This is a genomic window from Paenibacillus polysaccharolyticus, from assembly GCF_023714295.1.
Classification (GTDB): domain Bacteria; phylum Bacillota; class Bacilli; order Paenibacillales; family Paenibacillaceae; genus Paenibacillus; species Paenibacillus polysaccharolyticus_A.
On sequence record NZ_JAMAUN010000003.1, the window covers coordinates 119,074 to 141,553 of the forward strand.

The 22,480-nt window shown below is 46.5% G+C and carries 18 protein-coding genes; 3 read left to right on the top strand and 15 right to left on the bottom strand.

All coding sequences use genetic code 11. The features are described 5' to 3' along the window. Positions 1-11 precede the first annotated feature (11 nt). The 4 genes from M3629_RS11460 to M3629_RS11475 form a co-directional block, all read right to left on the bottom strand. Entirely contained in the window at positions 12-728 is a 717-nt protein-coding gene (locus M3629_RS11460) for an expansin EXLX1 family cellulose-binding protein (RefSeq protein ID WP_251506094.1), read from the bottom strand. A 215-nt stretch (positions 729-943) separates the two neighbouring features. Next, positions 944-2,149 (bottom strand): cation:proton antiporter, encoded by a 1,206-nt coding sequence (locus M3629_RS11465; RefSeq protein ID WP_090915209.1) that lies wholly within the window; start codon positions 2,147-2,149, stop codon positions 944-946. Positions 2,150-2,152: 3 nt separating this feature from the next. Next, entirely contained in the window at positions 2,153-2,659 is a 507-nt protein-coding gene (locus M3629_RS11470; protein ID WP_251506097.1) for a cation:proton antiporter regulatory subunit, read from the bottom strand. Then, the gene (locus M3629_RS11475; protein ID WP_090915211.1) at positions 2,649-3,176 is read right to left on the bottom strand and encodes a GreA/GreB family elongation factor; all 528 of its coding nucleotides are present in this window, start codon (positions 3,174-3,176) and stop codon (positions 2,649-2,651) included. Before M3629_RS11475 ends, M3629_RS11470 begins: the two co-directional genes overlap by 11 nt. A 390-nt stretch (positions 3,177-3,566) precedes the next feature. Here M3629_RS11475 and gdhA point away from each other — a divergent pair, with 390 nt between their 5' ends. Continuing rightward, positions 3,567-4,955 carry an NADP-specific glutamate dehydrogenase gene (gene gdhA / locus M3629_RS11480; RefSeq protein ID WP_418792660.1) on the top strand — a complete coding sequence of 463 codons (1,389 nt, stop codon included), beginning with the start codon at positions 3,567-3,569 and terminating at the stop codon, positions 4,953-4,955. Between the two features lie 115 nt (positions 4,956-5,070). Here gdhA and M3629_RS11485 read toward each other — a convergent pair whose 3' ends face one another. Next, the gene (locus tag M3629_RS11485; protein ID WP_251506100.1) at positions 5,071-5,532 is read right to left on the bottom strand and encodes a GNAT family N-acetyltransferase; all 462 of its coding nucleotides are present in this window, start codon (positions 5,530-5,532) and stop codon (positions 5,071-5,073) included. Between the two features lie 232 nt (positions 5,533-5,764). Between M3629_RS11485 and M3629_RS11490 the strand changes: the two genes are divergently transcribed. Continuing rightward, positions 5,765-6,619, top strand: coding sequence for a pentapeptide repeat-containing protein (locus M3629_RS11490; RefSeq protein ID WP_251506103.1), 855 nt, complete (start codon positions 5,765-5,767; stop codon positions 6,617-6,619). 83 nt (positions 6,620-6,702) lie between these two features. Here the strand turns inward: M3629_RS11490 and M3629_RS11495 are convergent, their stop codons facing one another. The 5 genes from M3629_RS11495 to M3629_RS11515 all read right to left on the bottom strand — a co-directional run bounded on the left by M3629_RS11495 (position 6,703) and on the right by M3629_RS11515 (position 11,471). Then, positions 6,703-7,680: a diaminopimelate dehydrogenase gene (locus tag M3629_RS11495; RefSeq protein ID WP_251506106.1), complete on the bottom strand. Its 978-nt coding sequence runs from the start codon at positions 7,678-7,680 to the stop codon at positions 6,703-6,705. 184 nt (positions 7,681-7,864) lie between these two features. Continuing rightward, positions 7,865-8,440, bottom strand: coding sequence for a hypothetical protein (locus tag M3629_RS11500; protein WP_251506109.1), 576 nt, complete (start codon positions 8,438-8,440; stop codon positions 7,865-7,867). A gap of 478 nt (positions 8,441-8,918) precedes the next feature. Further along, a complete protein-coding gene (locus M3629_RS11505) occupies positions 8,919-9,674 on the bottom strand; it encodes an exodeoxyribonuclease III (protein ID WP_251506117.1) in 756 nt (251 codons plus the stop codon). A 129-nt stretch (positions 9,675-9,803) separates the two neighbouring features. After that, positions 9,804-10,361, bottom strand: coding sequence for a GNAT family N-acetyltransferase (locus M3629_RS11510; RefSeq protein WP_251506120.1), 558 nt, complete (start codon positions 10,359-10,361; stop codon positions 9,804-9,806). Between the two features lie 246 nt (positions 10,362-10,607). Then, complete coding sequence (locus M3629_RS11515; RefSeq protein ID WP_251506123.1) at positions 10,608-11,471, bottom strand: NAD(P)-dependent oxidoreductase; 864 nt, start codon at positions 11,469-11,471, stop codon at positions 10,608-10,610. A gap of 124 nt (positions 11,472-11,595) precedes the next feature. On the opposite strand from M3629_RS11515, the gene M3629_RS11520 reads away from it, so the two are divergent. Then, positions 11,596-12,540, top strand: a complete 945-nt coding sequence (locus M3629_RS11520) for a helix-turn-helix transcriptional regulator (RefSeq protein ID WP_251506126.1) — start codon at positions 11,596-11,598, stop codon at positions 12,538-12,540. 63 nt (positions 12,541-12,603) lie between these two features. Here the strand turns inward: M3629_RS11520 and M3629_RS11525 are convergent, their stop codons facing one another. The 5 genes from M3629_RS11525 to M3629_RS11545 all read right to left on the bottom strand — a co-directional run bounded on the left by M3629_RS11525 (position 12,604) and on the right by M3629_RS11545 (position 22,454). Further along, positions 12,604-14,448, bottom strand: coding sequence for a glycoside hydrolase (locus M3629_RS11525; protein ID WP_251506129.1), 1,845 nt, complete (start codon positions 14,446-14,448; stop codon positions 12,604-12,606). A gap of 105 nt (positions 14,449-14,553) precedes the next feature. Then, on the bottom strand, positions 14,554-15,891 hold the full coding sequence (locus tag M3629_RS11530) for a glycoside hydrolase family 43 protein (RefSeq protein ID WP_251506132.1): 1,338 nt from the start codon (positions 15,889-15,891) through the stop codon (positions 14,554-14,556). Between the two features lie 542 nt (positions 15,892-16,433). Beyond that, the gene (locus tag M3629_RS11535) at positions 16,434-19,412 is read right to left on the bottom strand and encodes a beta-galactosidase (RefSeq protein ID WP_251506135.1); all 2,979 of its coding nucleotides are present in this window, start codon (positions 19,410-19,412) and stop codon (positions 16,434-16,436) included. A 291-nt stretch (positions 19,413-19,703) separates the two neighbouring features. Further along, on the bottom strand, positions 19,704-21,200 hold the full coding sequence (locus tag M3629_RS11540) for a glycoside hydrolase family 30 protein (protein ID WP_251506138.1): 1,497 nt from the start codon (positions 21,198-21,200) through the stop codon (positions 19,704-19,706). Positions 21,201-21,425: 225 nt separating this feature from the next. Then, positions 21,426-22,454, bottom strand: coding sequence for a LacI family DNA-binding transcriptional regulator (locus M3629_RS11545; protein WP_251506140.1), 1,029 nt, complete (start codon positions 22,452-22,454; stop codon positions 21,426-21,428). Between the last annotated feature and the right edge of the window lie 26 nt (positions 22,455-22,480).

Genomic DNA, 22,480 nt, shown 5'->3' on the forward strand with positions numbered 1-22,480 from the left:
GCACATTTCATTTAGTCCGGGAACTGCACGTTACCCGGTACGATATATGCACCGCCTGATCCATCGTTTGGCAGAGCCGGAATGGAATCATACACCACTTTACCACGAATATCGGTGATCCGAATACTTAATTCTTCCTTACCTAATCCCGTGCCAAGGAAATGGTTATAATCTTGCTTTTCTAGATTAAGCCATGAGCCGTTCTTCTGCCTCACTTCAAACTTCAGCACCGGATATTTATGATGACGGACTTGAATGGCTGCCCACCACTGACTGCTGCCTTCCTTAATTCGATAAGATACGTTCCCTTCAATCGGTGCTTTGACTACTTTCCAACTGATATTGATCTTCCCTGCTTGAGGATCACCGATCTGGTTGAACGCATTCGGTGAGAGATCGAGTGCTCCGCTGGATCCTTCCGGGTATAAATCCGTTACATACACCACGGTTTTTCCTTTGGGACCTTGCACTTCCAGATAAGCTCCAGCTAGAGCAGCTTTGACACCATTATAATTAAGCTGATATGGATTGAGTGCAGTAATCTTCATGTCTGCTGGAATTGGATCCAGCAGTACGGCACCACCCGAGTATCCCGAGCCCGTGTATGTTGCATACCCTTGATATGTATCATTCCAAGCAGCAGATGCAGGTAAAGCAAACAAAACAAGACCGAGCAGTATACCTGTGGCAGACCTTCTGAAACGCTGGAATCTACTTTTCTTGCTCAATGTGTTATTCCCCCCCTATCATTTTGGCTGTGATTCTAAAATATAGCTCTTCCTTGTCACAGACAACGAATAACATTATTTTACATAATTTTTAAAATATTTAAATATATTTTCGAAAAATCACATCTAAAGTCCTGCTTTATATCGCATAAAAAAGCGCCGCACCTTGAGAGAAATTCCATTCTCCCGCAACGTGCGACGCGCTTCTCTAACCCTTATCCAGTTTCCTTGCGTTTCTCCCGATTTCGGAATCGTTCATACCTCGCATAGAGGCGAGGAGATTCTTTCGTCAGAATAGGCCCAAGGACAGCCAGAATTAACACGTATAACACAGCGAAGGATTGAATGGATGCCATCAGACCTCCAGCCTTGCCGATGTTCGCCATGATGATCGAGAACTCGCCCCGAGATACCAGGGTAAAGCCCACATTTAACGAGGCCTTGTTCGATACTCCAGCCATTTTTCCTGCAATCATGCCTGCACCGAAGTTACTCAGAATCGTCAGCACGACGGCAATCAGAGTCATCCCTACAGCTCCACCGAGGGAGGATGGCTCAATGGTCAGGCCAAAGCTGAAGAAAAACAGGGCACCAAAAAAGTCTTTGAACGGCATAATCTGCTGCTCAATTCGGCCAACATGTCTGGATTCCCCAAGCACAAGGCCGATCATCAACGCACCGATAGCCTCTGCCACATGTAAGGTTTCCGAGAATCCTGCTACGAGGAAGAGCAATGTCATAATCGTAAGCAGGAATAACTCCGAGGACTTAATGTTCAATGCTTTATCGATATATTTAATACTCTTCCTGCCAATAATCAGGAACAGTACAATAAACAGCAAAGCCGAGAGAGATACCAGCAGGACACTTCCAAATGAAGTTGCTCCGCTAAGCACAAGTCCAGTCAAAATCGAAATATGAATGGCAATAAACAAGTCATCAAACATAATCATGCCCATAATAATTTCTGTCTCTGGATTCGCGGTACGTTTCAAATCCACGAGCACTTTGGCAACGATAGCCGTCGACGAACTGGTCATGATCCCGCATACGACCATCGTTTCCTGTAGTGGCAGATTCATGAACCAGCCCAGCAGCAAACCTGAGACAAAATTGAGAGCCACATAGAATATGCCACCGGTGAGGATGGCTTTCCCCGATTTTAATAACCGGGAGACCGAAAATTCCAATCCCAGATAAAACAATAAAAATAAAATACCCAGCCTGCCCATAAATTCAATAAAAGACGAGCTTTCGATAAATCGTAAATCCACAATGCCAAACTGTGGTGCATGCGGTCCAACGGCCATACCGACCAGAATGTAAAATGGAATAACCGAAAATCGTAGTCGTGCAGATATTAATCCCGTAAGTGTAATCAGCGCAATGGCAACCCCCACTTCAAATATGAGCATATCCATACGCTACATCCGCCCATCGGTCAACAATTGTTTGAGCTGCTTAAGCTGGTCGCGTTCACCAGCAACAACAATTGTCGCCCCACTGGTGAACACATACTCTGGCCCGGGGTTGAATTGTTTCTGTTTCTCTTTGTCAACAGCCGCCAGGATCGCCACACCGGTAACCTGACGGATGTTCATCTCTCCAATCGTCTTCCCGATGCACGCCGCATGGGGTTCGATGCGTAGCCACTCAATCAGCAACCCTTCCAGCATAACTTCCCGTTCGTTCTGGAACTGAGGTTTATACGTCATACCACCGACTATAGCAGCTACGGCTCTTGCCTCATCATCGTCAAGGGTTACAAGAGAGACCATATCTCCAAGATCTTCCGCTTGATCTCCAGATTCCATATGGAATAAATCACGCCGCTCATCATTATGAACCACGATGACAAGATGCTCCCCGCTGCGAGTATGCAGCCAGTATTTACGTCCAATGCCTGGCAGATCCGTTTCTTTAAAGTGCATGATTTGCACCTCCCTGAGTCAAGCCTTGCAGCGGATTTGGTTTCGCCTCATCAGCCTGCTCAAGCTCCTGCACCAGCTCTGAGCTTTGTTCAAAAGCCCATTGAATGTCTGCTATACGTATTTTCATGTCACCCGAAGGGGTAGAGATGGCTCTCATTTCGCCTTTGTTCCCCAGAAGCAGTTGACGTCCCACAGGAGAAAGGAATGAAATCTGTCCTTCGTCCGGGTCTGCTTCCTCTGGCATAACAATCGTTAACTTATCCGATGTATGAAAATCGACATATTCCAGTTCAATCTGACTACCAATCAGCACAACGGAACTTAACAGCTCATCCGGACCAGCAAGTAATCGCTCTACTCGGTCTGTATAGGCTGTTAATTGTTTATCCAGCAGTATACGCTCGGGATTACGCACGTCAAAATAAGCGTCAAGAAAAGTTCTTTTCTCTTCGCCCAGGGTCAACAGCTGACTCACCAGCATTTCTCTGCAATTGTCAAGTGGAGTCCTACGGTTCATAGTAGATCTCACCTCCTATACATGCCTTGTTCTCCACGTTGATTCGCTTGTTGTTAACCATCATCATCCTGTTGTCCTCCTTCTTATAATAAAAGAGCCCGAATTACGAGCCCTTCTTACCATCTTACCAAAATGAAATTATTAATCCAATCAATTCCGCTAACTTGGATTTTAATTCTATACTTTGGGTATATTATCCAACATTTCACGATATTCTTTACATTTAATGATAGATCTATAGAACATTTTAATTGCCTCATAAAAAACATTTTATGGATTTTTGTCTCGTATTTTTATTTCCTTTCCTGTATATTTAACTACAAACTTTTATGCAAATTGTACAAATAGGTATCTACAGACTTTAACACGATAAAGGAGTGCATTGAAAAAGTGTCCACGATTACTAAAGAAAGTTCAACGTCATCTCAAGTTACTACTGCCGCAGCATATGTTCATTCCGTCTATGAATCAGTTATCGCAAGAAACCCGAACGAGAATGAATTCCATCAGGCTGTTAAGGAAATCCTGGATTCACTGATCCCCGTCATCGAAGCACATCCCAAATACAGAAACCACAGTCTGCTAGAGCAACTTGTTGAGCCGGAACGGGTTATCACGTTCCGTGTGCCTTGGGTCGATGATCAAGGTAAAGTTCAGGTGAATCGCGGTTTCCGTGTACAATTCAACAGCGCGATTGGCCCCTACAAAGGCGGACTTCGTTTCCACCCATCGGTATACTCGGGCATCATCAAATTTTTGGGCTTTGAGCAAATTTTCAAAAATGCACTGACTGGCCTGCCAATCGGCGGCGGTAAAGGCGGTTCTGACTTTGATCCAAAAGGAAAATCGGATCAGGAAATCATGCGTTTCACGCAAAGTTTCATGACAGAGCTGTACAAATACATCGGTCCGGACGCTGACGTACCTGCGGGTGATATTGGTGTAGGCGCTCGGGAGATCGGTTACATGTTTGGTCAGTACAAACGAATTCGTGGCGGACATGAAGCAGGTGTACTGACTGGCAAAGGTCTGTTGTATGGTGGAAGTCTCGCACGTAAAGAAGCAACGGGATATGGCTGCGTATACTTCGTTAATGAAATGCTTGCATCCAAAGGACTTAGCTTCAAGGACAGCACCGTTGTTGTCTCCGGTTCCGGCAATGTATCCATCTATGCTATCGAGAAGGCGCAGGAGCTTGGTGCTCGCGTTGTAGCATGCAGCGACTCCGGCGGTTACATACATGATCCGCAAGGCATTAACCTGGATACGGTAAAACGTCTGAAAGAGGTTGAGCGTCTGCGGATCAGCGAATACGTCAAAGAACACCCGCATGCGACGTATACCGAAGGCTTCGAGGGCATCTGGTCTATCCCTTGTGATATCGCGCTGCCGTGTGCAACACAGAACGAAATCGACGAGCAAGCGGCAAACCTTCTGGTTCAAGGCGGTGTCAAAGCCATTGGTGAAGGAGCGAATATGCCGTCCACTCTGGCTGCCATTGATGTATTCCTTGGTGCTAACGTACTGTTTGGCCCTGCAAAAGCTGCGAACGCCGGCGGTGTAGCCGTGTCCGCTCTTGAAATGTCACAGAACAGCATGCGGTTGTCCTGGACATTTGAAGAAGTCGATGCCAAACTGCATGACATTATGAAAAATATTTATAAAAGCTGCGTAGAAGCAGCTGAAGAATACGGCTGCGAAGGCAACTTGCTTGCTGGAGCAAACATTGCTGGTTTCCTCAAAGTAGCCGATTCGATGATTGCCCAAGGCGTCGTGTAATTTTTTTCACCGCATTTTTAAATGATTCATACAAAAAGAAGCCTTACCTTCTCATGCAATGGTCGCCTAGCGGCATAGTAGAGAAGGGGCTTCTTTTTTTTATCGTGCAATATACTCAACTATTAGAGGTCCAGATCCCTTGATAATCTCTAGACATGAACACATCTACTTCATCTTCATCATCCACCGTAAACCCAAATCGTTCGTATAAACGCTTCGCTGGACTTCCTTGCAACACGTTTAACGTCACACGTCTGCCCTTGACTGATTCCTGTTCGAGCAACATGTTAAGCACCTTTGTGCCTAGTTTCCTGCCCTGATAGTCCGGATCAATGTAGAAGTGCTCCAGCAAAAACTCTCCATCTCCCGGTTTTAATGACACACATCCAATTAATGTTCCTTCCAGTTCCAACACTTGTGTATGTTCCGGCTGGAACGTATTGCGGAAGCGTTCCCTCACCCGAGTCTCATCATAGCGCCCTAAACGCGTCAAATCATCATACAGCACCAGTGCCCGTAAATTAGCCAGCTGCTCCTGATCTTCCTGGGTAGCTTGACGTATCTTGAATTCATCCATGTTCTGCTACCTCCATTCGTGGTAAGTCCATATTTTTTCTAACTCATGATACTGTTTTCATATTTTAACATAATATAATTCTTTGCATGGTTATCCAAACCGGGTCGTAAAAGATGGTGTCCATTTCATTTTCATTGAAGTGACTTCCTTCCAATGGTAAAGTGAACATGACATGATCTATCGGTACATTTGAATTTAAAATCAATTTTTTCTTGATGATAAGGAAGTGTGTATGTTGTCTAACCATTCTTTAAACTACATTGAACATCCTCATCTGCAAGCAGACTGCGAGCAGTGTTACGGATTATGTTGCGTGGCCTTGCCTTATGGCAAATCCTCTGACTTTGCTTTTGACAAGTCCAGCGGTACACCTTGCCCCAATCTGCGGGAGGACTACCGATGTGGTATCCACACCCAGCTTCGACAGAAGGGGTTCAAAGGTTGCACCGTGTATGACTGTTTTGGCGCAGGTCAAAAGCTGTCACAAGTGACGTATGCGGACAGAAGCTGGCGTAGCCACCCCGAAACGGCCCGTGAAATGTATGAGTGCCTGCCTGTACTACGTCAAATTCATGAGCTGATCAGTTATATGAGAGAGGTTATGATGCGGCCCGATACGTCTTCCCTACATGCCTCACTGGAAAAAGCCTATCCTGATGTAGCGCGTCTGAGTGATCTGGAACCGGCAGCTCTGCTACAGTTGGACATCACGAGCCATCGAGCAAATGTGAATACCCTGCTGATTCAGGCTAGTGAGATCGTACGTAGCAGTGCTCCAGCAACAACAAAAGCAAAAGGAAAACCCAAAGGCAAGAAACGCAGTGGAATGGATTTTCTGGGGGCTAACTTGCAAGGAGCAGACCTGAGAGGTACAAGCTTCCGGGGCGCGCTTATGATTGCGGCGAACCTGCGTAACGCCGATGTACGAAACGCCGATTGGATTGGTGCAGACTTGCGGGATACAGATCTTGGGGGAGCCGATCTACGCGGCGGAATTTTCCTGACACAGTCTCAGCTGAACGCTGCTATGGGAAGTGCGGATACCTTGCTACCTGACCATTTGAGTAAACCCTCCCATTGGCGCTAAAAAACGCGCACAATGAAAAATAGCTAGTCCTTCCACCGAAGGACTAGCTATTTTTCTAAGACTATTTACCAAACTAACTAAGATTACAGCAGATCACGACGGAGATCCGCAGCGGATTTTGGAGAAAGGTGACCCAGCGGGATATCAAATACCGTCTTCGCGCCTTTGTGTCCTTCTTTGCTCAAACGCTGCGCCGCACGTGCATATGCCACAAGTACACTTGCGGTGAACTCTGGATTGCTGTCGAGCTTCAGACCAAATTCGATAATTTGTTTTTGTCCGTTACCTGTAATTCCACTGCGAATAACGAAGCCACCATGTGGCATACCTGCATGCTCGGATTTCAATTCTTCTTCACTGATGAAGGTAACTGTCGTATCGTAGTCCGAGAAATAGTTAGGCATATTCACAATCGTTTCACGAATCTCATCCTGGTTCGCACCCTCTTCTGCTACCACATAACACTGACGCAGATGTTTCTCACGTGTGGACAATTCTGGTGTTTCACCTGAACGAATGCGGTCAATCACTTCTTCTACAGGAACCGTATACTGCACACCCGCTTTCACGCCAGGTACACGACGAATGGCATCGGAGTGACCCTGACTAACCCCTTTGCCCCAGAATGTATACTCTTTCCCTTCCGGCAGAATAGATTGCGCGAGAAGACGATTCATCGAGAACAAGCCTGGGTCCCAGCCTGTTGAAATCACGCTTACATGTCCGCCTTGCTCAGCCGCCGCATTCACAGCTTCAAAGAACTCAGGAATCTTTGCGTGGGTATCAAAGCTATCTACGGTATTAAACATCTTGGCGATCACAGGTGTCTGCTCTGGCAAATCCGTCGCAGAACCACCGCACAAGATCATGACATCGATTTTGCCTATGTACTGCTCAGCCGCAGAGATATGCTCAAAGCGAACTTCTGTACCTTCAGCCACCATTTGCTCTGGATTACGACGTGTAAATACAGCAACCAGCTCTAGATCATCATTCTGGGTAATTGCTTTCTCGACACCTTTACCCAAGTTACCGTAACCTACGATACCAACTCTAATCATGTTTAATCCTCTCCCTGTCTGAATCTTTTGTCTATAAGTCTATCTAAGGATATAACATAACATGTAACTTGTCAGGTTTCCAGATGTAAATCAAAAATACCTTGCAGAGGGACAGCTTTAATGCTGTACCACCACAAGGTGTGGGTAAATAAACAATTTCATGAATAAAGATTCTATTTTGATTTTACGACTCAGACCAGGTTAACGTGAGTTCAACGACACCTTCCTGACTCGCCAGTGCTCCACCGATCATAGACCATTCCTGCTTCGTATCCGGATCAGTCCCTTGAATAACAATATTTTTTTCATCAATCAGCTGTCCTGAGTCTGCCAGCTTCTTCTCTGTAAAATAATCCTTGTACAGTTTCGATACCGTCTTCATGTCCTGTTCCGTGGTAAAAATCATCATTGCTGATTTCTTCCCTTCATTCTCTCCGGAAGTCGCTGTGGTAATCTTGGCATCGTCTGGTAATGGGAAATCTTTAGGCAAGTGTTCCGGCATGCCGTCCACCGCACTACTTTCACCTTTATTTGCAGATGATTCCGAAGTTGTCGGCGTGGATGCGGCTCCTGTATCTGTACCTGTCGCTGCTTCGCTTGTGTTTTCTGTGACAGCTGGCTCAGCGGTTCCAGATGTTGCTTCACTATTTACCTTCTCAGATTCACCTTTGGGCTCGTCAGCAGCACTGCTGCACGCACTTAAAGCCACCATCATAGCCAGCGCAGCGCAGGCCAGCAAAACTTTTTTCTTTTTCGCCATTAAAATCACTCCTTCTAGTTGTTTTATGTTGTCATTCTTCCAAATCACATTCGTTCCTCAGAAGTACGCTTCTATATGCAGCTTGAAAATCCCCCCTTCTTTTAGTTGAACTCCCTTGTCTGCTGAATAACGTGTACGCACCTACGGTATGTCAATCCAGATGACCGACAACGATAACACCGTCAAGGATAACAGACAGCTTATTGCAAGTATGGATAGGAATCGGGTGATGACTTTGAACTTTTTCAACCAACCCTCCTCCTTCTGTATCATTGAACAATTCAATTTATAATATATGTATGATTCAATCGTACCCAAGAAATGGCGGGATTGAAACAATCCGGAGTCCAGTCCTTTCCCCAACCAAAGTCCAGTTCCTCTCCCCTACCTCTGAGGCGCAGGATAACGTAAAAAACCGCCTGCATCCCTTTATCGGGATACAAACGGTTGTCAGGTTCTGTTTGCTAAGTGTGTGTTCTCACAGTTTCAGCTTAACGCCTACCGGGCAATGATCACTGCCCATGATATGACAGTCGATATAGGCTTCGGCTACACTTGGTGCAAGCTGATTGGACACAAGAAAATAATCAATGCGCCAGCCCACGTTCCGCTCTCTGACCTTAGGCATATATGACCACCAGCTGTACACATCGGTTTGATCTGGATGCAGATGACGGAAACTGTCCACATATCCTGATGCAAGCAGGTCGGTCATCTTGCCGCGCTCCTCATCCGTAAATCCGGAGTTGCCCATATTCGATTTCGGGTTCTTCAAGTCTATCTCTTGATGAGCCACGTTCAGATCCCCACAGATGATTACAGGTTTCGTCTGCTCCAGTTGCAGGACATAGGACCGGAAGCGGTCTTCCCACTCCAGACGGTAAGGCAGCCGGGTCAGATCACGTTTGGCATTAGGTGTATAGACATTAATCAGATAAAAGGCATCATACTCCAGCGTAATCATCCGGCCTTCCGGCTCGCTGTCCTCTTCCATACCGTAATACACAGACAAGGGCTTGATGCGGCTGAATACAGCCGTGCCGGAGTATCCTTTTTTGATCGCATAGTTCCAGTACTGATAGACGTTTTCGCCCAAATCCATCTCGATCTGTCCAGCCTGTAATTTCGTCTCCTGAAGGCAGAAAATATCGGCCTCGCTTTGTTGATAATACTCCATAAATCCTTTATTCACACACGCTCGAAGTCCATTCACATTCCAGGACACCAGCTTCATATTCTCATCCCCTCACATCTCTCCAATATAACATGAGCCTGATTCACGGGACAAGACATCACATGTTGGGTGACAAGGACTGAGATGGGAGTTGAATATGGGGATGAACACGGAAATGGAGGACAGGGGCTAGTTGTCACTCTGTAGCTTCGAGAAAACAGCGAGATCGACGTATCTGCCCTTCTCAAACTCATGCTGCCGCAGCAGACCTTCCTGCCGGAACCCCAGCTTATGCAGTAGACGAATGGACGCCTCGTTCCCCGGGTCCACCTTCGCTTCAATTTTGTTCAATTGCATCTGGTTGAATCCAAATTCCAGCACAGCTCGAGCAACCTCAGTCATCACCCCTTTGCCCCAGCACGATGAAAGCAGATCATAACCAATCTCTGCGCGATGATGTTGCTCTTCATACTCCAGATATCCGCACGTTCCAATGACTTGATGAGACTGCTTATCTTCGATCATCCAGCGTAAACCCGTCTGTTGATTGAAAATCTTCTTATACCAGCTCATCTCATCTAATGCATCCTGTTCGGATTCGAAGGGTGTGAAGGGCATATATTCGACGACAGTCTCATCTGAGTACAGTGCCAGCAGATCCCCACTGTCACTGTCTGTTGCTGCACGGAGCACAAATCGCTCTGTTTCTATTTGCGGAAACGTGTCAAATGTAAATAATGTATTCATATGTAATCTCCTTTACATGCGAAATCTCTTCCATTTATGTATGTTATAGTCCCTGTGTTATTTTACTACGTCAACTAGATCTAACCAAGTCATATAATAGAATGATCACAATGAGTTAAGAGGAGTAAAAAAGACCACCCCCTGGCTAATCGGGAATGGTCGCGAGTAATTTATAACTAATTTTAGATATTCGATTGAATAGATCGGCGCATTTATTCTTCAAGATAAATGCCCTCTATTGAATTGTTAACGCATCGTTTTCACAAGTGATGCTATATCTTGCTCGCCATAACCAGCTTCTATAGCTTTATGAAACATGTTTTGCAAGAACAACGGAAACTCGTTATTCATACTCTTCTCACTTGCCTGTTCCATGAGCAGACCAACCGTTACCATGGACATCTGAAGAGAACTTTGTGGATTTTCGTATTTGGAATGTTGAATGACCTCACCTTCGTATTGAAGAATGGAGCCAATCATAGGCGAGACTCCAGCAATCATAGAACCAAAATCATCAATACGCAAACCATCAGACTCCAGAATTCGTGATGCGTGGAAGAATCCAAGATATGATCCAAACAGATAAGAGAGGAATGCCAGGTCAATTGAAGCAGCCGCACTAACCTGTTCTCCGTAATAAGGAACATGACCTGCTAGTGCACCGAGAACCGGCTTTACTTGATCAAAAGCTTCCACCGATCCAGAAGTGAAGATGGTTGCATGAGAGCCACCGATCTGGGTTGGGGCAGCCGCTATTGCTCCATCTATATATGCAGCACCATGGGTGTTTGCCCAGATTTCCTGCTTTTGAGCCTGTTCAGGGCTTCCTGTAGTAAGTTGGATGAGCACTCGCCCCGACAAGGCCGCATGTACGTCTTCTACATCCAGTACTTCATATGAAGTCTTGTAATCAGACACACAGATAATCGATATTTGACTAGCACGAATCGCTTCAGCTGCCGTAGAAGTGAGTACCGCTCCTTTTTTAACGATGGAATCTGCCCTTGTCGCTGTACGATTCCATACAGTCACATGATATCCCTTTTCCAGTAATGTTTGAGCTATAGCCCCCCCCATCGCTCCTAAACCAATAACCGTTACTTCATTCATTATTATTCCTCCCAAAGTTTCTATATCACGAATCGAAGGCAACATATCTTGACTTCGAAATTAAGCATAATAGATAATAGTGACAAGTAATGGCATGATTATAAATTAATTTTAGGGAGTATATATGCACAAAGCGCAAAGGCTTGTTCAGTTAATTATGTTAGTGAATGAACGCAGAACGTTTACCGTACAAGAACTGGCCGATGAATGCGGAGTATCACGTCGAACTATGATTCGAGATTTGGCGGAATTAAGCGAACTGGGCATCCCCCTTTATTCCGAAGTGGGTCCTCATGGTGGTTATCGTGTTTTACGTGAAAAGGTGCTCCCACCCATCAGTTTTTCCGAGCATGAAGCTATGGCTTTGTTTTTTGCCGCTCAATCGTTAAAGAACTATAAATCTCTACCTTTTAACAATGAAGTACAAAGTGCGTTACGCAAGTTTTTCCATTATTTATCCAGTGACCTCAAACATAAAATTGAACGGATGCAGCAAAGACTCACATTCTGGGTACCACCGCATGAACTCGATGTTCCTTACTTGAAGGAACTATTGGAGGCGGCATTGGAACAGAGAATCGTACAAATTCGCTATGAAGCAAGCTCAGTCCAGGATCGATTGATTCAACCTCTTGGACTGTATACGATGAATGGTTTATGGTATTGTAGGGCCTATTGTTTTCGTGCAATGGATCATCGTGTATTTCGGGTTGACCGGGTTAGTGGGCTGCAATGTGAAGTGGATCAGAGCCAAAAAGTCGACCTGAACGAAGAAAATATTCAAGAATGGATCATACGTGAGGATCTGGAAACACCACTGGAACTTAAAGTCTCACTGTCGCCAGAAGGCGTGCGAAGATGTCAATCCGATGTGTGGTTATCACAATTTTTGAAGGTCAACGAGGACGGCTCAGGTACAATTCATGCTCATATAGGCACAAGCTACACCCCTTGGGTGGTCGGTTTCTTTCTTGGCTTGGGAACAGATGCCCATGTGACGCATCCCCCACAGGTCCGTGATCAAATTCGCTCCAAGTTACAAGCCATGGCTGCACAGTATGGGAAATGAAAAACAGCCTGCTATAAGCAAGCTGTTCCTCGTGCATCATGCCACTATCGCGGGGATTGTACTCTAGTTCACCTTAACCAGACTCCATTGTTGATTCGCTCCGCCGTTATCCTCCCATTGAATCGTAGAAGCACCCGCACTCATCGATCCTTGATTAATATCGACAGTAAGGCCACTGTTACGATTCGCCAAAACAACATATCCGCCTACATCAATCGGTAGCCACTGCTGGTTATAACCTCCGTTAGCCTGCCACTGAATTAGCGATGCTCCGCCCTGTGTGGAACCGGAATTGACATCAAGCAACAATCCGCTGCCAACATTCCGGATGTTGTAATATCCGTTGCCTGCCGGCTCCAGCTTCCATTGCTGATTGGCTGCTCCGTTATCATTCCATTGAATAATGGTCGCGCCTCCAGCTGAGGAAGCACCCTTCACATCCAGTACAAGGCCGCTGTTACGGTTAACAAGCTTGTAAATAGCCCCTGCTTCATACCCTGTGCTGCCACTGTAGGCTGTGCCAGAGATCACATAAGTAGTTACCGAATTCGCTTTAGACGTCGTTGTAAACTTTTTGTTTTGGACCGGTATGTTCGTAAGCTGTTGTAATTTCTCCGTTGCCGAAGTGCGGTACACTTGTACGGACGAACCTACACTTGAGAACCGACTCAAATCATAGGTTACCGAAGTATCGGTGGATTCCGAGTTTGTCGTAACCAGTACCACTTTGCCGGATGCCGCATCATACGCCGCAAGCGTATTCGCATCACTCATACCAATGATCTTGTAACCTGGACGAATAAATTTGCTGTAATTCCCCATAACATAGTATTTCTGATTAACCGTATAACTGGTCGTTTTTGTATTGTTCAGCACATTTTTGAAAAATCCCCAGCCTTCCGCACTATCTACGGCCTGCCAGTACACCCAAGCCGTAGCCCCCATGTTACGCATATCCTTCAGAATGATACGTGACATGGTAAGACCACTTGCATCTCCATCTCCGTATTCGGATGTCCATAAATGTTTGCCCGCAGATGCTGCCGTATTACGCAGTGCTGTCCGGTTGCTACCATTATACGTATGTGTGTTAATCTGGTTGATCGCTGACTGGACGGCAGTGCTGTAACTTTTATAGGAAGTGTTGGTATCATCCAGATTGTTTTCTTCCGGTGCACTTAGCTTGGTGGTTAGTCCTTTGGCAATCAAAGATGCCTGAACCTGACTTAGAATCGCATTCTGCTCAGCGAGGCCGAAGTGCATGCCCTCCTGATCGTTCCCTTGCTTCCACCAATTCGAAATGGGTTCATTCAGTGGAGTCACCGTATCAAATGTAATGCCCCAATGATCCCGGAAATGCTCCACAACCTCCGTCAAGTAATCAGCAAAATCATCATAATAATCCGGCTTGAGGTTATTACCGCCATTCGGCGCACCCGAGACACCGCCACTGATCGTCATCCAGTAAGGTGCCGAGTTAGCAAAAGCTTCAATAATGTTGACTCCCTGTGCCTTGGCAGCTTGCAGCATGTAACGCTGGTTTGCATCGGCAGTCCAATCGTACACGCCTGGAGAAGGTTGAAAACCAGGAACCGCTTTACGATATTCAAGCACATTGGATGAAGGGTCATCCCCGCCTCCGATGTTATATCTCAGAATGTTCATGCCAATTCCTGTCGCAGGATTAAACATTTTCTCTACATATTCATCCCGATTTGAATATTCACCAACCACCTTGCCCCACCAAGCCAGCGATGTTCCCCAACCTTCCACCGTCTGATATTGTTTCGATGGATCTGCCACAGCCGTATAAGCACCAGCAGCCGATACTTCGGACCCTGAACCCAAGCTTCCGACCAGTAGTGTTCCACTTAGCAGCAACGCACTCATTCGTTTCGACCACTTCATCGACTTCACTCCTCAGATATTTTAGATAAGTCATTGGGTAAAAATTCCGGGTACAATCCATTCAATTAAAATCAAAATTGTTTGCTGATCTTGACTTGCGAAGAGCTATGGAGTGATCTCCCGGAAAGTTGCATCGGATTTATCCAGAGCCGTGGCAACAGGTTGCAATCGTAACACTTGATCGTAATGTCTCAGATACAGATTCGGATTGTTAAATAACGCATACGAAGACCAGCTTGCATTCGCCAGCCCGTTAACCCGTTTGAACGTTGCATCATTGCGGAACGCAGCACTGCCGTCATTTTTCACCAGCACGGCATTGCCATTATTATTGCGCAGGAAATAACCAGGATAATTCATCGCTTCAAACGAGATGCCCGTCGCATTCGCCAGACCAGGAACGATACGAAACTGAGCATCTTCTACCGGGTTCACACTAGCATCAATCCGAGCTTGGTAGTTATAGTGACGAATGAAACTCCCCGGTACGTTAAATGATTCGAGCTTGCGAATATCACCCGGCTGACCGGATTCTTTCAGTACGGTCATATGGCGAACCATGCCGGACAGTCCCGTGATCTCTTGTTTGGCACTCCAGCTCTGAAAACTGTCCGCCGAGTCGCTGTAATAATATTTGTGATCAGCATACCCATCAAAATAAATTCGCCAGGAACCGTTATCCAGTTGGATCAACGCCGGTCCTTCTACCCAGGAACCCCAGCCCGCCCAATTACCTGTGCCTTTAAACGTGTAGGGCCCTTTCAGCGAACTAGAGGTGGCATATTCAATGTATTTAGTCGTTTCGTTCTTCGTAAACGCGTGATAGGTTGAACCTGTCTTTACTACAAAAGTGTCAATATAGTTGGAAGCAAGACCTGTAAGCACCGCAGGTGCAGACCACGTTGTGGATGCCAGATTGTTTCCTGATGCGGTGATGACATGTGGCTTGAAGTTCTCATAGTTGCCAGGAGAGAGAGAGACGATGATGTTCACACTACCATTCGTGTCTTTGAACCATTCCGGTGCCCAGGTATGGGCAATCGGGGTTGTAGTAGACAACGTAATATTGCGGACAAACGTCCAATTCATCTTGTCCGGGCTGGACGCGATGCCAATCGTATTGCCTGACCAGTTGGTGGTGTACACCACATAATACAAGCCATCCGTGTGTTTCATGATGCTGGGATCGCGAATCAAGTCCGTCGCAGGTGGAGTATATGCCGGCCCTTTCAGCAAACCGTAGTGTTTCGCGTTATATGACTCATAGATATACATGTTGGACTCGCTTGTGTTGGTAAAGGCCGTCATCGTATACACACTGGTAGTTGCTTTCACCGTATTAGGAAATGTGATCGTGAATATCATCAGCAATCCTAACGTGAGTAAGAGTGCAGCCTTAGGTCTGCCCCATCGCTGTGACTTGCCTTTCATTTTGGTTAACATGAACCCAACTCCTTACCCTACCCAAGATCATATTGGACTACCTTATGACTGAACGAAGCGTGTACTTAAACATACTTCCTTTTGCCAAGCAGCCCTTACGGTATCTGCTCCATCCCATTTACATGAAACATCACCCCCTTTACAGGAATACACGTTTTATGTATACGCTTACAAAATATAATCTTTGTCTTCCTCTCTTGAACATAGAGATGAAGCGTTACTACTTTTCTTTCTTTATGAATTCGCTTAAATCCCCTCATTCTCATATAAATCAGTTTGAACCAAGAGTCGTTATCTATATCAAACTCTCCTATGATTCAGATTTATTTAGAATGAGGGAAATATCTGCGGCCTGAGGCTAATGCTAACTAATAGGAATATCGCTATCTAATGTTATTTATCCTTGCTCTATTGCATACATCTTAGATGCATGACTCTTAAAAGACTTCTAATTTCTAGTTCTATTCTTACTTCTATATTTCACTTTTATTTTTCTTTTATCTCTACATGCTATTTTTAGTTACTGTTTTAGTTGCTATTCACTATTTCTCCACTGTGATCCACGGATATCGTGACATCTCATCCAGCAGCAGTCGTACCCTTTCCGGTGTTCTGCCTTCCTCGTCAAAAATGAGCAGTTCATTCTCTTCCCTCAGCCACGCAACCGGAATTTTATAGTCCTCCTGCGGCCCAATCTGCCAGTATCGACCCAAATGATGACCATTCACATGGATCGTTCCTTTACTCATACCCGTCATGCGAAGCATCAGGTTTACTTTGTGATGTTCAGCTGTGACAGGTTTGGCAAAACGCCAGCGATACCATACCGGCTGACCGTTTGAAGCTCCCGGTGAAATTACTTCTTGTGTATCCTCTGAGAGATCATATGACTCCCATGACGCAGGAAGTAGCGCATCCGTACCTGCCATTCGCCAACCCTGAAGCTCACCCTCATGAAGATAAGTGATCAGCTCAAGTCGATTGAGTGGTGACCGACTATATGGCATCTCAAGCGTATTTACAACGCCAGGTTTCACGTAGCCGGATATATCCAGCGTCTGGAACGCAAACCAATCCTGATAAGCAGGCATCGGAATTTCAATGCCGTTAATACGCAAACCTTTGCTCGGAGCACCCACAAGTACAGCCCGATCCATACCATCCAGTATAAAACTTCGACGAAGCACCGTTCCTCCCCGAATGGAGTTCACTTCATCCAAATGTATAGTTCCTATTTCTGTTCCTGTACTCGTATCTGTCTCTGACTCCATCTGCCAATCGCGGCGAATATCCTGTACTTGCCCACCAAGGTACACCGCTCCTGCTACACCCTTGTGTTCCCCAAGATAAGGAGAAAAGTTCAGTCGGCCCATATGCTGTACAAGCATTTGCAACGTATTCTGCCCCTGAGTTACCTGAATGGGAACAGCCGCCGCACCAACCTGGCGCACTAGCGCTTGCTCAGCACCGTTTACGATAATTCTCGCGGTATCTTGTATGTTAGGCAGCACGAGATTCATCATTCCACCCACCGTACTGACAAAATCACATTCGTACAGCAGGTAGCCAAAGTCCTGACCGTACTTGGAAAAATCGATAGGATGCCCGCTCGCAGAGCGTTGCTTTGCCGTTAATGTAACACGGGAGAACTCAGGAGATTTGCACAACACCGGGGCCAGCGGCGCTGCAGGAATCATCCAAGCAGGCTGATCTTTAACTGCAATAGATGCTGATTCAGGCTGTGTCTCCACTTCTTGAGTAAAAAACTCACGTCCAGTCCGTGTCTGTTCGCCATCTTGCCAGTCGCCCAGCAACATCGTTGTACGCTCGGGATCAGAGATCATGCCTTTCACTTGCCCGGACGCCGTGACATCCACATCGTCAAAACCGATGGCATAACGCAAGCTTTGGTCATCAGCAGATTCCATTCGCCATGTGCGATTCATCGCATCACGATCCAGAATGATGAACCGAATGGCGGTGCCACTCGCTTCGAAACGCATCATGCCCGGCTCCTGAAAATGAAACAGATCGAAACGATATGCATTTCTCCCCGCATCCTGTTCAACCAGCACTTGCATCGTGCTTTCTTTCAGGATTAGTCCTCCTGCCACGGCGTCCTTTTGGGCACCCAGTTCCAATTCAACCACCGAGCGTTGTCCACGGTCTGCTGTGATGAACAACGTCAGTTCTCCGTTAATCATCTCATTACCGGTTATTAAAGTGCCGCCCGTCAGGTAGACCTGATCGGCGATTTGCACGCGATCCAGCAATGGTACAATCTGTCCCGGATGAATCGATATCGGCAACGTACGGCCTTCCTCAAGCGTGACGCTCACCGTCTCACGCTCATCCTTGTGACTCTCCACGAACCAGATTTTTTCTTCCCCCGCCTGTCTTCCACGTACGGAAATGCCGCCCGGATGCCGAACCTGAATCTTTTCAGCTACGATCTCCTCAGATTCCATCAGCAGTGATCCAAAAGTACGCACAAAATAAGACAGGTTTTTCGTCACTGCATATTTCGGCGTCACGCGTCCATATTCACTCAGCGGAGCATCGTAATCATACGATGTGATCATGAATATATCGCTGTCACCCAGCGTTCTTCCACCATATCCACCGAAATTAGTCCCCCCATAGAACATGTAATAACTGATTCCGGTATATCCGGCTCTCAGAATTTCCATGATTCTTCGGTCCAGCAGAGATGCCGTCTTCTGGATTGCCGAAGGTCCTCCCCAATTTTCAAACCAGCCGGTCCAGAATTCAGTAACAATCTTTGGTGTATCTGGCTGTTTCGAACGCAAATTCGCATAATGTCCATCCGCACCAGACCAGAAGTTCGCTCCCTCAATCGTTCCTTCCGCTCCGCCAACACAAGTAATCAGCGGGACGTCTATCCCGCGTTCCAGTATCCCGTCCCTAAGTGTGGTCATATGTGCGCTTGCCGCCTCATCATCCATCAGATAACCGTACTCATTTTCAACCTGGACAAGAATTACCGTACCTGCGGCAGACAATTGACGCTTACGAATAACAGGGATGATCTGATCAAAGTAGAGCTGCACATAATGAAGGTACGTTTCATTATTTTCACGGAATTTTACGCCTTCCTTCGTACCCAACCAGTACGGAAAGCCGCCAAAATCCCACTCCGCGCAAATAAACGGACCCGGTCGTGCAATAACCCACAGGCCTAGCTCTGCACACAGATCAAGAAATGCACCGCAGTCGTTATCGCCTTCGAAGGACCATTGTCCCTCTTCCGGTTCATGTACATTCCACGCAAAATAGGTATCAATGCAGTTCATACCTGCCAGCTTAGCCTTCATCAAGACATCACGCCATTCTTCCTTCGGCATACGGAAATAATGAATGGTCGCACTATTCAGGAAGATACGTTCACCGTTAAGATAAAAGCTTCGCCCATCGTACGCCAGCTCCGTTTGAGTATCATTCTTGCTGCCAAGCTTGTTATCCTCTTGTTCCTGAAACAAAAGGGATGTTGGTTCTGTCAACGTAATTCCCTCCTTCTCTTTTTTATAGATAAAGAACGCTCTCAATTGAAGTACATATTTACACGGAACACTCCGATGCCAGAATAACTTGCAGATCGCTGTTATCCCCAGATTTTTTTGATTCCCTTATTCAAGGGAAAAATCCGGTGATAAATGCGAACGCTCCGCTTCCTCCAGTTATTTCTGCCTTCTCCGTTAATGTGTAAATCATTTATTCAAACCAGATCATTCAAGTTCACACGTCGCACTCCGGTGCCAGAATAACTTGCAGATTGCTGTTATTCTGTGCTATCACTCTGCAGATGGCAGAACGTCTTCAAGCACGACAGTAGTGATGGAGTTTTCTGCGGTTGGCACTTTAATGCCGTTAGCATATACCGGGATATCCTCCAACTTCTGCATATTGAGTTCCGGTGATGTCTGGTACACCTGAGCAGAGTTTGTCTTTGCCATTTCCCAGCCGGTCAGGTCAAATGCTTTGTTTTCCGCGGACAGCTCATTCCGAATCACCAGCACAAGCCGCTGTGCCTTGGCATCATAAGCCGCAAGGGTTCTGCCTTCATCCGTCGGAATAATAACCGCGCCTGGACGAATGTACTTCGTGAACTGAGCCATGCCGTAATATTGCTTAGTCAACTCATATTGTTCATCTCCGTTAAAATTCGCATGAATGAGACCCCAGTTGTTATTCGCTCCTTCGTCTTCAACAGCCTGCCAGTATACCCAGGCGGACGGCTGCATGATTTTCAGATCAAACATGATACGGTCTGCCAGCTCCTGTACCGAGGTCATGTCGTCATGGTTATGCGGCTCGCTGCCGCCGGTGCCATATTCAGACATCCAAAGCTTTTTGCCAAGTTTATCAGCCAGAGCACGCAGTTCTTCCATTTTGCTGCCGTTATACGAATGGGTATTCATCTGCTGCACCGCATCAATCGTATCCTGGTCATACAGGCTGAAATTAAATACGGTCTCATCAATGCTGTTATCGTCCGCAGCACTTATTACCGTGCCATCCAGTCCTTTGCTTTGGAGAGAAGCGGCCGTTTTCTTAATAATCTCGGCCTGCTTCTCGGTACTGAAATGACTGCCCTCCTGCTGATTGCCCTTTTTCCACCAGTTGGCAGAAGGTTCATTCAGCGGATCAAGGGTGCGAAATGTAATGCCCCACGTATCCCGATAATGCTTCACCACTTCCGTCAAATAGTCGGCGAACGCATCATACTGATCTTCACGCAGATTATTACCCCCATCCTCGGCACCGGTGACTGAACCACTAATCGTCATCCAATACGGAGGTGAGTTGGAGAAGGCCTCCGTGATGTTGACTCCGCGTTTGATCGCACCCTGCAGTACGGAACGCTGACCCGCATCCGCTTCCCAATCCCACTTGCCCGGCTCAGGCTGAAAACCTGGAACGTCACCACCTGGACGAAGCGCGTTCATTTCGGGGTTCTCTTCACCGCCTATATTGTAACGAACGATGTTAAGTCCCAAGCCCTTGGCCGGATCAAATATCAGATCCATAACCTCATCCACCTTCGCCTGATCCTTCCAACCACCGAGATCATTCGCCCACCAAGCGAGCGACGTACCCCAGCCTTCAAAATGATCATACGACTGCTCCAGCTTGAGATGCACCGGATCTTCCTGGAATACAAGTGCCTTGGGAGTTGAATTCGTATAATGATGGATAGCCATTCCTCCTACCGCTATCAAGGCTAACAAGGCTGTACCTGCGAGCACCAAACCTCTTCTGCCTCTAAAACGCTGTTCATGATGTGCCATCGTGACTCCTTCTTTCGGATCCATTGATCTTCTAAGTTGATGTATCTCCTTTTGTGAAATTGTTCATGTTAGTCAAATTTTTTGAAACCGATTTCATGAAATGGGTTTCATTAAATCGAAAACTAAAACCCGTTCCACAGGAGGAAAAGGGTCTCATTTACGCCCTCATTATATTTCACGCTTCAAAGAAATGTCAACGCTTTCTTTTTTTGATAACCAGACCCACTACCGGGCGGCAGGTCCTGTACTTTGGCGTATGATCAGCCTAGGTTCCAATACATTCTGTTTCTTCGGTTTGCCTTGATTGATCAGCTCATGCAACACATCCACGGCCTGTTTGCCCAGTTGATACGTATTCTGGGATATCGTTGTAAGCTCAGGGATCACGGCACTCGCTAGCGGTGTATCATCAAAACCGATGATTGAAATATCTTTCGGGATCGATAAACCATGCTCAATGGTCGACTTAATCGCACCAATTGCACTATTGTCGTTGACACAAATCACTGCCGTTGGCGGATTGTCCTGCTGCAGAAGTTTGGACATCTCCCGCTTACCGTCGTCAATCGAGAAACCGCCTAACAGCTGGCGTTCTTTCGGTATTTCAATTCCATGTTCACGTAGTTTCTTCTGTACCGCCTTAACCTTGACCATCGTGGTAGATAACTCCTTCAACCCCCCGACAAAAGCAATCTCCCGGTGCCCCAGCTCAAGTAGATGCTCCGCAGCCATAGCCGCTCCAGCTCCCTCGTCAGTGTATACCCGGTGAAGTCCGCTCTTGGCAATGTTACCGTTGACCAGCACAATGGGCATATGCCTGCTCATATCCATCAATTCCTGTGCCATGTTATCAGGGCAGACCTGCAAATTGATACGTCCGCCGAGAAAGATAATGCCATCCACCCGTTTCTCCCGCAAAATAGAGAGATATTCAGACTCACGATTAGAGTCCCCTGCTGTGTTACATAAGAAGAACGTATACCCGAGTCCACGTGCTTCATTCTCTGCCCCCCAAAACACTTCAGGGAAAAAAGGATTGGTGATATCCGGCAAGATGATGGCGATGGTGCCCGTCTCTTTCTTGATCAGGCTGCGTGCCTGTGCGTTGGGTTGAAACTGATGTTTCTCGATAATCGACATGATCTTCTCTCGCGTGCTGGCACGAACCGGAGCCGTATCATTCAACACCCGGGAGACGGTCGATACAGATACGTTTGCTTCTTTCGCAATATCATATATGGTGATCGATGTCATAGGGGGGAAACCTTCCTTTTTTCTCT

Excerpts from the sequence above, each read along its gene's own strand:
- M3629_RS11465 (WP_090915209.1), bottom strand. The coding sequence starts at position 2,149 with ATGGATATGCTCATATTTGAAGTGGGGGTTGCCATTGCGCTGATTACA.
- M3629_RS11470 (WP_251506097.1), bottom strand. The coding sequence starts at position 2,659 with ATGCACTTTAAAGAAACGGATCTGCCAGGCATTGGACGTAAATACTGG.
- M3629_RS11475 (WP_090915211.1), bottom strand. The coding sequence starts at position 3,176 with ATGAACCGTAGGACTCCACTTGACAATTGCAGAGAAATGCTGGTGAGT.
- M3629_RS11485 (WP_251506100.1), bottom strand. The coding sequence starts at position 5,532 with ATGGATGAATTCAAGATACGTCAAGCTACCCAGGAAGATCAGGAGCAG.
- M3629_RS11490 (WP_251506103.1), top strand. The coding sequence starts at position 5,765 with ATGTTGTCTAACCATTCTTTAAACTACATTGAACATCCTCATCTGCAA.
- M3629_RS11495 (WP_251506106.1), bottom strand. The coding sequence starts at position 7,680 with ATGATTAGAGTTGGTATCGTAGGTTACGGTAACTTGGGTAAAGGTGTC.
- M3629_RS11500 (WP_251506109.1), bottom strand. The coding sequence starts at position 8,440 with ATGGCGAAAAAGAAAAAAGTTTTGCTGGCCTGCGCTGCGCTGGCTATG.
- M3629_RS11505 (WP_251506117.1), bottom strand. The coding sequence starts at position 9,674 with ATGAAGCTGGTGTCCTGGAATGTGAATGGACTTCGAGCGTGTGTGAAT.
- M3629_RS11510 (WP_251506120.1), bottom strand. The coding sequence starts at position 10,361 with ATGAATACATTATTTACATTTGACACGTTTCCGCAAATAGAAACAGAG.
- M3629_RS11515 (WP_251506123.1), bottom strand. The coding sequence starts at position 11,471 with ATGAATGAAGTAACGGTTATTGGTTTAGGAGCGATGGGGGGGGCTATA.
- M3629_RS11520 (WP_251506126.1), top strand. The coding sequence starts at position 11,596 with ATGCACAAAGCGCAAAGGCTTGTTCAGTTAATTATGTTAGTGAATGAA.
- M3629_RS11525 (WP_251506129.1), bottom strand. The coding sequence starts at position 14,448 with ATGAAGTGGTCGAAACGAATGAGTGCGTTGCTGCTAAGTGGAACACTA.
- M3629_RS11530 (WP_251506132.1), bottom strand. The coding sequence starts at position 15,891 with ATGTTAACCAAAATGAAAGGCAAGTCACAGCGATGGGGCAGACCTAAG.
- M3629_RS11540 (WP_251506138.1), bottom strand. The coding sequence starts at position 21,200 with ATGGCACATCATGAACAGCGTTTTAGAGGCAGAAGAGGTTTGGTGCTC.
- M3629_RS11545 (WP_251506140.1), bottom strand. The coding sequence starts at position 22,454 with ATGACATCGATCACCATATATGATATTGCGAAAGAAGCAAACGTATCT.